Origin of the sequence: Endozoicomonas sp. YOMI1 (assembly GCF_024606345.1) — a bacterium.
Lineage (GTDB): Bacteria > Pseudomonadota > Gammaproteobacteria > Pseudomonadales > Endozoicomonadaceae > Endozoicomonas.
Genome location: NZ_JAHHPM010000072.1, coordinates 1 through 12,171 on the forward strand (window position 1 = coordinate 1; position 12,171 = coordinate 12,171).

Here is a 12,171-nt window from a genome sequence, read left to right on the forward strand (position 1 = left end):
GACGGCTGGTAGGTTCCGTCCAATAAGGCTTGGCGTACCGAAGGCCAATGCTGCTCAAAGTCGGGATAAGCTTCAATGGTGACTCAGTCAATACCCGGAGCACTCTTGTTGCTTTTGACCTGTTTCCCGGCTCTGGCTCCTGCTTCTCATGTGCAAGACTGGCATCAGAACATACGACAGCTTCAATATTTATTCGACCTTTTAAATGGTGGCACAGCTCTTGTGCGCTGCCATTTTCCAATACACCATCAACCGTCTGTTTCCTCAATCTCTGGCTATCATGACCGGTATTTGTCGGCACTCTGTCTTCTTGTCATTGCCTCGTTTTCTGGGTGGTCTTGGTAGGTTTCTTTTCTGGCCTTTGAATGATTCACGAAAAAAAGTTTCATCCCATTCGGTAATACCGCTGAGCTCTGGTGCCTGATCATGCTCAATAACTTGCAAAAAGCGGTGTCGCCAGCGAAATGATGTCTGTAACGAAATCCCGCATTGCTTGGCAGCCGGGCGAAGCGTCAAAGAGTGGGTCATTCCCTCAAGATATTTTGGCCAAGCTTCAGAGTGCCTTAAACGGGCCAAGGGTGTTTTGGAAAAAGCGTTCAGGGTTTTTCGGCAAGCCTTGCACGGAAAACGTTGGCGCTGATTTCTCACCCCCCCATCGCTGAAGGGATTCCGAGCCACAATGAGGGCATTTTGGGGCTCGAACAAAGCTCTCCTCAATGGTCTTGGCGATATCAGAAGGAAAATTTTTTTCTGATAGGACGTTGAGAAGAGTATTTCGCTGTTGGTTGGTTAATAATGGTACGGCATTAAGAATGTCTTGAAACTGTTGGGACTTCATAACGAAGCCTCCCATTGCAAGGGATACGACAGTGTAGACCTACCAACCCTTAAATGAAACATCACCGTTTTCTAAACTGCGATCAGTGAAAGAAACTCATCTAAAAGAACAAGCAAATCATCCTTTTGAAGAACGACAGCGGAAGGTTGGTTAAAATAGTCTTTTATACGTTCCGGGGGTAATTTTAATGGGGCCATGGGATCAACTTCGCAGTCGTCAAGCGTAAGGTGATCATCACGGAAAGGCTGCACTGTCTCAGAATATCTATCATAAGAGTAAGTCAACCAAATGGGAGAAGTGGTGTCATTCATGTGATGTGCTGCCAGCCAATAAAAGAATATTTTTTTTATTATCTCGTCTAAGACTACATGCTTTTCACTCTCAGATATTTCGATAATTTCTGACCTTATTCCGGATTTTATTGTTCCTGCAATCTTGTTGTTTATCTCTTTGCTTGGTAAAGAAGTACAATCGAAGATAATGGGTTTGTAGCTTGTAGATTTTGATACGTTCAGGAAAGCAGCCTCTCCGGACATAAGTTTTTCAGGGATGATAACGCTATTGCCCACAGGCTGGTGGTGGAGTTGTTGATGGATACGATGCTGCGATAGTCGCTCCAAAAGTGAGCGGCTCATGGTCATCGTTTTGATAAGGTTTATCAAGCACTTTGATAATCGTACCTGGCCAACATCTTCTTCAAACGGATAAATGTTAAGTTTTTTGGGTCTTAGAGAATAAGACATAAGCATTAATTTTACCCGGTCTTTTAACTGGCAGGAGTCACTGGACTCGGAGAACGTCTGTAAGATGGCCAATAACATATATTTCAGAAATTCAGGCACTGAGCGGTAAAGATCACATAGCCAGTTCAAATAGTGCACATCAGGCTCTTGTGTATATATAAGGTCACATAATTCCTTCAGATACATTCCAATGAAATACTCTTTCGAATTGAACCTTGCATCTGCCATACGCCAAGCGCTTTTTTTTATGATACTTTCCCAATCTGTTATGGTTTCACCAAATCGGTAAAACATTTGTGGCGATAACAGTATCCCCCAATTAAGCGGTAACTCTTTGATGATAGGGCGGTCAGGGTAGTCTACAGGTTCCCTGTTGAATGCAGAGTAGATATCTTTGAGTTTGTGCATATCCTTAATAACCAGAGTCAAAGCTAATGGGTCATTGTTCAACGGTAAAAGACATGCAAGGTGCTTAAGATAACTGACAATTTTGTCCCGTAATGCAACGATGCTTTCAGGTGAATCGATAAATTGGTCGGAATAGGCATATCCCCTTGTAGCGGGTGGCTTCAGCTCAGAATAGTTTGGTTGACGATAATCCCCCCAATCGGGTTCTGTGATATCTTTAGTGAACTGTCCGCCACCACCCAGTTGGTATTGTCGCCAGGTGTGGCCGCCATCGGGGCTGATCTCAACAAAACGGTGCGAAGCATTCCTTACTTGCCGGGCTGGAATACCCCAATAGTGGCAGAGTATCTGGAAGATCATCGCCTTGTGCCTACAAACCCCTTGTTTCTCCCTGAGCATATTCAGCAACAGCTGTTGATCTTCTCCGGTCACATTGTTGCTGTCGGAAAATGTATCCAGCCAACCCATCAACGCCCTGAGTCGTTGCGGGATATCCCTGATCCCATGGATGTCACGCAGCTCTGCATAGGCTTTGCAGGTGTTCGTTTTGGGGTAAAAAATCTGCTCTGCCAGGAGATCTGCAAGCCGTTGACTGCACAATCCCTTTTGTAATGTCAACCGGTCGCCCGGTCTCAGTTGGGTAAAATAGGTTTGCCCGGGGGCAATGATAAAGTCCACCGTTACCGGTGATTCTGCGGATGCCTTACTTTTGATTAACAGTTGCCCTGTCTGCTCGCTTCGGGCCAGTTCAATGGGGATGTCCGGGGTGCAGCGCAGTGTCCGGAGCTGGTCTGAGGGCGTCAGGGCAGGCAGAGGCTGCCACTGGTTATTCAGGGTTAGCGCAATGTTGCCGGGCAGTTCATTTGTTCCAAGGTCGGTCCGCCAGACGGTATCATCAGGCCATCCTGCCACAGATGTTATCGTTCCATTTGTCCAGTCGATAGGGTAGTTGCGCAACCGGCCGCCTCCATCCAGACGAGTCTCCAGAAAAGAGAGACGATATTGGTCGGCATCGTAAGGATATTCCGGGTAGTACCTGGTGATCTTGTAGTGCCGGGGAACCACAATATCGCCAAATTCACAAGGGTAAGCCAAATACCCGGTTTTTTGCAGGTCAACAGAGCTTACCGTTGACCCGCTACTGCGGCTGATTTCCTGCTGCATGGCCTGCACAATTGTCATGACGTCCTGAGCTGTTGCTTCCGCTGTCACCGTGATTTCCCGATCACGACAACGGGATACATGCCCGAATTTTACCGTGATGGGCGTCAACAGTCCGGGAATGCTATTGGCCATGGCCTCAAAGGCCAGACGCCGTTGTTCTTCCTGGTTGATTCGTTCCAGACGTGCAGTATCCTGCTGCAGCGGCGGCAGCGGTGTCTGCAACGCGCGAAAGGGCAGTGACAGGTGTTGTTGCAAGGCGTGATACCACTGTTCAGGGGATTGACTGGCCAGATGCCGGGCGCTGCTGAACAGGTCGTCCAGTGCCAGTTGCACCGGGCAATTCTGCTGATGCAGCGCGGTGGCCAGTTGGTGGAAGTGACCCGCCAGCCATTGGGGCAACCCGTCAGGTATGTTGGGCAATCCCTGCACCAGCCTTGCCAGTTCTTCCGGGGCAAGGGCAGCCAGCCTGATTTGGGTGCAGCGGCTCGTCAGGGCCCTGCTCAGCGCTTCCCGTCCGGCAAAATAGCCCGGATTGATGGTGGCAAACAGGCGGAATCCCGGAGCTGCATGGCCGGTCAACACATTATTCAGCAACCCTTCTACATAATGGCTGGGAATCAGGTTAAGCTCACTGATGGCGATCAGTTGCCCCCGGCTCATCGCCTCTTTAACGCTCTCGGCCAGAGTGGTCCACTGGTTCGGGTTGGCATTGATATGGACAAACGGGCGTACTGACCGTTGCCTCATCCCTTGCTGTTGTTGCCAGAGCCGGATGGTTTTGCCCAGAACAAAATCCTTGCCCCAGCCTGCCGGTCCTTCCACCAGAATGGCGGTTCGCCCCGAGTCATCTTTGTCCAGACTTTGCCAGTAGCGGTAGACCAGTTGCCGGACAGGCGCCACAGAGAAGTCACCATCGGGGTTGGCGGCCTGCAGTTGTTGCAGGAAATCAGCAAAGCTTCGGTCAACCCCCGCCATAAGGGACGGATCTTCCGGGTACTGGCCCTGGTACCAGAGGTTGAGGGTGTTCAGCCGCTGCTGGTCGTCATTGGTTATGGCACCGGCCAGGCTGTCCATAAATGCCCGCCTGACCAGGGCGTTGACTTGCTCTGGCGTACCCCCGATAGCGGAACAGTGGCGAAGAATCTGGCGAACGGTGGCCAGCACATCGGTGATATCTCTGGGTGTGGTCTGGTCCCCCAGCAGCAGTTCCCGGAACTGGCTGTACAGGGTTAATAGCCGATCACAGGCCTGTTGTTTCAGGTGATCAGGCCAAGCCTCCGGTAAATTGGGCAGAATGATGGCGTTGGCCAGCACGGTGTTCGGCAAGGGGTTATAGAAGAAGGTGGGAATCCGTGATTTTAACCTGTTATCCAGGTGTCGCCCCGAATAATGGTCCGGATTACCGGTGAGAATAATCCGGTGCTGCTCGGTCAGTCTGTACTCCCGGCCCTGATAATGGAGCACCGGCGGCTGCCGGGTTAAACCGGCCAGGGGGGCAAGCAGACCCTCTGGTGCCAGGTTGGCTTCATCGAGCACCAACAGGGGCGGGTCGTCCGATAATGCCCACTGCAGCAGTGGCCCTTCGCGAAATTCGGTGCGGTGATCCACCGCCCCATTGCCGGTTGGATAACTGACCAGCTGTTGCCCACCAAACAGGGCTTCTGAGGTGTGGTTGGGCCCAAGCTGAAGCACCTGACAGGCTGGATAACCCGCTCTGGCAGCAATGGCTCTGGCCATAAAGGTCTTGCCGACTCCGGCCTCGCCCTGCAGGAACACCACGGGATGCTCCTGAACCCTCCGGGCCAAATGCACCAGACGCCGCTCCTGCCGGGACCGGTTATGGCGCTGCCGGGCAAGGAGGGCGTCGGGCAGATCCTGACACTGCTCTGGTAACTGATCATTAACAAAGGCCGTGGCCAGTAGTTCCCGGATCTGTTGTGATTTCTGTTGACCGGTCTGATCTCCCATCAGAATGGCGGCAATCTGGCTCTCCAGCGTCCCGGCCGTTTGGCTGATGATGGTGTCTTTTCTGAGTGATGGCCGGTGAGCGATCAGGGTATCTTTTAAGGTTGAACGCACGTTCCCGTCAAACAAGCGTTTTTGCCGGGCCAGCCGAAGATCGACCCCCAGCCGCTGTGCCAGGGACCGCTGCTGTGCCGGGGGGGTGGCAGCGACCATATAGGTGGCCAGCTGCTTCACTGCATCGTGACATATATCACGCGGTTTTTTGATATCTTGGTGTACAGTGGCCGGACAGCGCCGGGCCAGCGCCCAGAAATCGGCCTTGATGTCCTTCAGCTCCGGGGCAAGGTGGTGGGTCAGCCAGCGCTCCAGGGCGGATCGGTCGGCACGGTTGTCGGCGGGTTGATCAGGATAATAGCAGGCAATTTTGGCCTTGATGAAACTGTAAATCTCCGGATCGCCGCGATACGCCTTGGCCAACAGCACATGCAAGGCACGGCGTTGATGGCAGGGCAGAAGCTCAGGGCTACCATCCAGCAGGCGCTCTGCCTCGGTCTGTTGGTCAAACCGACGCTGAAAATCCTCCCCGGTCCAGGGCGGCCTGTCCGGATAGTTCCTTTGACAGGATCGGGGCAGCGACATCAGCAGGGAGTAGACCGGGTTTTCCGGTGCGGGTTGTTGGCTGTCGGAAGCGCTGAGTAGGGCGTTGATCAATGCTGAGCCGGTGGTTTGCTGCCCCGGGGGTTTCATGAAGGTGACCCGTGCCTTTGGCAGATCCATCTTATGCCCATGAATAAACAGGTAAGGGGCAGGCAATAGCAGGCTTTCCAGGTTGGCAGCCAATTCCGGGTTGCGCTCCAGACCATAAAGGGTAATTGGCGTCCCATTGACCAGGGCATCCAACAGTGGACTGTTGGTCAGGGAAAAGGTGAAACGGTTCTGGCTGGTGAGGTTGACCTGTTGCAGGGATTCCAGGGTATCCCCGGGGTTGATCTCATAGGTGACAGTGGCACAGTGTTGGTTGCAGGCTCCTGTGGTCGGCCAGTGGCTAGCCCTTGCAGGGAGCAACCGGTCGGTTGGCAAATTGGCAAACAACCGTGGTCTTTTACTCTCCGGTAACGCCTCCAGTTGGCACAGTAACCATAACCACTGTTTGTCATCCAGCTCGCCAGTCAGCACCAGTTGCCTGCAACCTTGCAGCAGATTGGCGAGCATGTCCGTTTGCACAACGGCAGTGCCCTCTATCATGAAATGGCCTTTGAGACGCTCGATTGAGCTGCCGTTAATCACAACAAATGGGCTTTGGGGGCAAAAAACTGTGCTGTCGCTGATCGTCTGATCTTTCCAGGCATTGAGTCCGGTTGTACAGATATGGGCTACGGACAGGGATATCTGCTCAGGCAGTCTGACCCATTGCCGGTTTGCGGTGAATCCGCCAACCCGTATGGCCGTTGCCAGGGCTGTCTGAAAGCCAGTGTCTTCCCATTGTGCGTTGCTAAACACCAGGTGGGTATTCTCTTTCAGGTTGGCCAGGGCCCCGTCAGAAAAAACCAGCCGACCCCGATCATTGAGGGTGATACCACCAAACAGTTGGTGGTACCAGTTGTCGGTCGTGGCAAAGTCGGTGGTCATGAGAAGGGCATTGTCCGGGATGTCTTCCGTGGTTTTTTGTGCCAGCAAGGTTTCATCGGTTACCGAATCGGCAATATAGTCGGCTTCTGATACGACCTTTTCCGGCATTTGCCCTAATCTGCGCCAGAGATCGGGGTTAGCGGGTCGGCTCCCGTCCAGCATCCCGTGGTTGACCAGAAATACCCGCCGGACCCGGTCGCCCAATGGTTTATCGTTACACCTGGGCCCCACCTGAAGAAGGTCATTAAAACTGGCGATATCACCGGGTGTCATGGCGGTCAGGTCAAAAACCAGGGTCATCGGCTCATCAATAAATAGCCGACCTTCTGCTTTATGTAACTGGCCGTCCTCTAGCCAGGTTTGTTGCATCAGGCCGTGTTTTTCCAGATCATCCAGCGAGCGAATGCAATAGGTTGCCGGCTGTTCATGGCGTAAGTGATCAATAATTCGCTGTTGGGTTAATGGGGCATTGGCAAAATAAAACTCACCGGTGCTCAGGCTCTGATGGGCCGTTTCCTGATCAGTTGAGATGACGGGGGAGTGATCGCTTTTAAAGCGAGGGGATACTTCACAGGAGGCTGCAGGCCTTTGTTGTAAGTCAGGCGTTGGGACTTGCTGGAATTTTGTCAATGTTCCTCCCCTTACTGCAGGCTGCTCAAGCACTGTCTCTTCATCGGGAAAAACCGAAATTTTCCTTTTGTCTCTCGCCTGATGTATCAAAGAGTGGGTTACTGTTTGATTTGGAAAGGAGTAATAATTGCTAGCTTCATTTGTTATTTTGTCCATTTAACCATTCGTGCCTGATTTATGATTGCCGGTGTCCCCAAACTTTGTTGGACAATAAGGTAATAAGAAGGTTCTTGCCACGGCAAACGCATGAACATTTATTGAGCAGTCATTGGTGAGCGGTTTGCTAATGCGCTTTTGGATTCCTGTTTTTTTGTCCTACCTAAAAGCCTCCTGGGGCGAACACCAGTCAACCGGGTGGAACACAGTAACAAATTCTCATAATTCCGGGCAGGAACAGGTTGTTCCACACCCTGCAGGCTCCGATATGCATTCCCAAGCAGGCATGGGAGGCTGTGGGCTGCATGGGTATTAGCGCTTTTCTGCACTGGTAGAACCCAAACAGCCATCCCGCCCGGACTGATCTCGTTTCACATTTTCTCCCAGAAGGAAAGAAGTTCTTTGATGCAGTAGAACTTTTTTGGTTTTTCTGCTGTAAAAATGAACGTTTTGTCAGTTTTTTTGTCCAAAATCACAATCACCAATCTCGGTCAATTAACTTTAATGGTCCCACCAAGGTTCGTTCCTGCTGATTGCATCAGGCGATAACTGGTCGATGGCCGGGGTATTGCCAAACAAATCTTACACATTTTTTAGAGATTGAAAAAAGATGATTAATTCAACGGGAAATCAACTGCCTCCACAACTTGTTAATTCCGTCTGCAGCGCACAGGGGCATCAACCATTAGCGCAATCTATCTCTGAATTCACGTTTGACGGAAAGCCTGTCACTCTTGCCGCAGCTAAACCCTTGGCCCTGGAGTCGGCATCACCCGTTACCGATGTCGCAATATTGGCAAGGAATGTAAAGCCCGATACTGAATGTACCCTATTGCCTGAAACACACTTGGATAATCTGGTGTCCTGGTCTCAATTGCTACCACAAATTAACGTCGAGCTGGAACCTTACAAGCAGCTCCTGTTTGCCATTTATCTGGGATTACCGATAGCGGATATTGAGAAAAAAATTAGTGAACTTGAACGTCAAGGCCAACAACAATTTGATTACCTATCCTGGTACTCCCAGCAACAGGGGACCAGGTTAATTCAGGAAAAACTTACGATCACCCATGAAACGCTTCTGACGATGCTGGCGGGTATCTCCAGATCCGATCTGGCTAAACTGCACTGTGAAAAGTTCGGTATTGCCATTGATCCGTTTCGGTTCTTTAATGAAAAGTCTGCTATTGCAGAGGATCAGAATGGGGAGCTCATTGAATGGCCCTACAGTGTGCAAGCTTCTGATACTGATGCTGCGTTGAATCATGAACTGGATTTTTTCAAGTTGCGCCAGATATTCCGTAAAGATCCCTATCTCTCCATTGTCCCGACCGCAACCCTGGCGTTTGCAGCTGGATACCCGGAACTAATGGAGGAGCAGGATTTGCAACAAGAATCCCTGCACCGGGGCCTGTCAACCATCCTTTTGTTCAAGAAAATTCTGGATATTAAAGGGGGGAGTATGAGTACCGGGGAGCTGGTAAAAATAATGAGCAATCCTGAACTTCTGGCCATAAGTTCCGCGCACCAGTTGATTAAATCCCTGCAAGGGCATTCAGAGGCTTATGATAAATCTGAACAACGCACATGGGACTACGGGATTGCTCGTCTGGGCTATGATCTTGAAGCCATAGGAATAAATGAAGAATCCTTCAGTCGTGCTCTTGAGTTACCATTGCACATAAACCAGAAAATTCTCAATAGAGTTGGTAAAAACGAACCCTGCTTTAGAAATATTTCAATGTTACTCCGTGAAGCAGAACATTGCCTGCCCAAACTCACTGCGGGACATATTGCGTATGTTTCGATGGCAGCTGCAAAATCCTGCAATCGTGACCAGGAATTATCGGATCTTTTCGAAAAAAGCAGTAAGGTTTATCCTGAGTTTCATCATTTAATGGACATAAAGCCACCAGCAGTCCAATCACTCTATTGGCAGGAGGATGACATATCCACAGAGATTGCCGGTTCAAAACCGCTGACTATGGATTTTTTGAGGTGTTTGCCATTAAGCCATAACTGGCATGCGATTGGCATGACCATGGGATTGTCACCAGATGAGCTGGATGTCATTGGCAGAAAGACTTCTCCAGAAGGTCACGTATCAGTAAAAGATCTCAGTGTTGCAGCTTATGAGTTGTCCAGAATACTGGTTCAACCCGAGAGAGGTTTGGAAACAGGGCATCTCTATCAGGCTCTGCAATATTTGGATGATCAAGCCACACTGGCTTACTTTCCTGAGCATCTGTCAGTTCATTCTGACAACCCATTACCAGAGCACATCGCTGAATCCCTTGAAAATGGAAAATTAATGGCCCGTGTTTTACGGACTTTCGAACCAGAGGTGATATCTCGTTATCTGAAATCATTCAAGAGATATGATCAAATGAAATTTTTCTAATGTTTCTTGCAGCTCAGCGGTTCGATCTTTTCGGCGGTTTCCCTGTCATACACAGGACCGATAAACTTCGATGGATCAGCAATAGAAGGATCATTGGCATCAACCAAAACTTGGGTAACCAGCGTGGTCACTTCCGCGTGGGGCAGTTCCTTGCGGATGCCCTGCTCCAATAGATAGCCAATCATACCCTGGGTTTCAGCACCCAGAACATCCATCGGGTATGGCGGGCAGTCACGATAAGACAGGTTCTGCAAAGCCAGCAGGCCAACCTGTGGGCCATTAGCGTGAACAATAACAAGACGATATTTTTCGCTCAGCTTCGCCAGTGACTGGGCAGTGGCAGCAACACTTTTGCGCTGATTTTCACAGCTCATTAATTTGCCACGCTGCAGCAGTGCATTACCACCGATAGCGACAACCAGAATAGGCTTATCCATAAAAGCCCTGCAGATAGCCGACAAAGTGTATGCCATGTCTCACCAGAAATTTGGCAATATCACGCCGACAATGGCCATGGAAGGCTGGAGAGCTGCACGGGCATATCTTGCTTTGTATTTACCGGAAAAGCTTCAGCGAAAACTTCATTAGTGCTTTTCTAGGATGCTTTGCCGCTGAAAAAATCAGCGAGCACCTCCCGTGTTTCCTTCAGGGGAGATGAATTCCTCAGATCCGTTGCAATGATGGGCGACAGCAGCTGCCCGGTATCTATATCGAAGTAATCTCCTCTTTCGATATTCGTCGATAAACAAGGTATGTTGCTGACATACTGATCCTTATGCTCATCGATATATTGCACAATATCTCTCAGAAAGTGCAGGGTCAGGGCGATTTCCGGAATCAACGCTGACTCTGCCCAGCGACTGAATTCCAGTTGCGAATCGGTATCCGCCGCCCACTGGTCAAAGTGGTTCATCAGTCTGCTTTCCTGACTTGAAAAACCATAGCTGAGCAACTGCCGGAAAATAACTTGATAGTTTTTCTGCCATTTCCAGGGATGCGTCACCAGCTCAAACGCTATAACTGACAAATCGTCATGGTTCAGTGAATGAGTGTTCCTTAGCCGGTCGTCCAGGAATTCCCAGTAGGGATTCAAGCGATACCAGGCGTGGCTGTGTTGCTGCTTGGCAAACGACACCAACAAATGACTGACCCTGTCAATGACTCCGGTATTACCAGTCGGTAATGCGTCAAGCCAGATATCCCTGACCAGACGGAAGAAGACCGGATAATCCAGGTATACGCCTGGCTTGAGTAGCAGAAAATCAGGAGGCGGATTTTTGACCAGGTCCTGAATTGCCCGGGGAAACTCGCCGAAATAGCGTTGAAATTCCTCTTGTGAAAGATCCTCACAGTCCTTTGGATCGAAATGGTCAAAGAGCCAGGGAAAATCAGGGTGAATGCGCGGATGAGCACGGGGGTAATCAGAATGATAAAAACGACAGACATCGGTAGCAGACTTGAAGTCACACAAGATCTGTCTGGCATGCATGCCCACCGTCAAAACCGGCCAGCCATAGCGGACATAGGCTGCCGACTCCTTCAGGGACTCTGGCCACTGACTGACAATCCGGGATACTGTGCGCAGGTCTGGCCAGGCCGAGGAGATATGCTTGTTAATTTCGCTTTTCACACATTTATTTATTGAATGGGCGAGTGTCACGACCTCTCTGGCCATGGAGGCTTTCGCCTTGAGGCTGGGAGTGTTGGTGATCACCTGAACAATCTGATTCATCAGTGGTGTAATTGCCCGTTCATGCAGCTCCTTTTCTGCGTCTGAAATATCCGGTTCTGCCTCTGAAATATCCAGCTCAGAATACTCCCGCATCTTCAGTTTATCAGGCTCCAATAAGTCAATAGCCGTGCGTCTGGAATCGAAGGTTGCCGCTGTTGCAGATGGAGGGCAGGAGGCATCCTGACCTGCCGAAAGTGACGCTGGATCGACATCGCCGCCGACAACAGTTTGCGAGGCGAATGGTAGTGATCGGAAAGGATTAGCCATGAAAACTCCTGATAAGCGTGAAAACCACAATTGTCCACTTGAGCAAATGAATGATGGGATTTTGGACTCATTCCACGGTTACCCGTGGGAATGCATACCGAACCTCACCGTAAATTGTAGAGCCCTCCATTAAAACTCTCATGATTCCTGGTGCAGCCAGGCTCTGATATAAATACACAGACGCCTGGTGAGTAGACCGGCGGAACTTCCCCGCCAGTCTCTCGTAAAACGGTACGTG

Annotated in this window: 4 protein-coding genes and 1 pseudogene; 1 reads left to right on the top strand and 4 read right to left on the bottom strand. The window is 50.4% G+C overall.

From position 1 onward, the window contains the following. Nucleotides 1-142: 142 nt before the first annotated feature. Together KDK15_RS02700 and KDK15_RS02705 are read right to left on the bottom strand one after the other, a co-directional pair. Nucleotides 143-838: pseudogene (locus KDK15_RS02700) on the bottom strand (IS1595 family transposase); the annotation flags it as partial. Nucleotides 839-909: 71 nt separating this feature from the next. Further along, complete coding sequence (locus KDK15_RS02705) at nt 910-7,533, bottom strand: AAA family ATPase (protein WP_257293828.1); 6,624 nt, start codon at nt 7,531-7,533, stop codon at nt 910-912. A gap of 610 nt (nt 7,534-8,143) precedes the next feature. Here KDK15_RS02705 and KDK15_RS02710 point away from each other — a divergent pair. After that, the gene (locus tag KDK15_RS02710; protein ID WP_257293829.1) at nt 8,144-9,934 is read left to right on the top strand and encodes a hypothetical protein; all 1,791 of its coding nucleotides are present in this window, start codon (nt 8,144-8,146) and stop codon (nt 9,932-9,934) included. Here the strand turns inward: KDK15_RS02710 and KDK15_RS02715 are convergent. After that, complete coding sequence (locus KDK15_RS02715; RefSeq protein WP_257293830.1) at nt 9,931-10,371, bottom strand: hypothetical protein; 441 nt, start codon at nt 10,369-10,371, stop codon at nt 9,931-9,933. The genes KDK15_RS02710 and KDK15_RS02715 overlap by 4 nt on opposite strands. Nucleotides 10,372-10,529: 158 nt before the next feature. After that, the gene (locus KDK15_RS02720; protein WP_257293831.1) at nt 10,530-11,933 is read right to left on the bottom strand and encodes a hypothetical protein; all 1,404 of its coding nucleotides are present in this window, start codon (nt 11,931-11,933) and stop codon (nt 10,530-10,532) included. Nucleotides 11,934-12,171 lie beyond the last annotated feature (238 nt).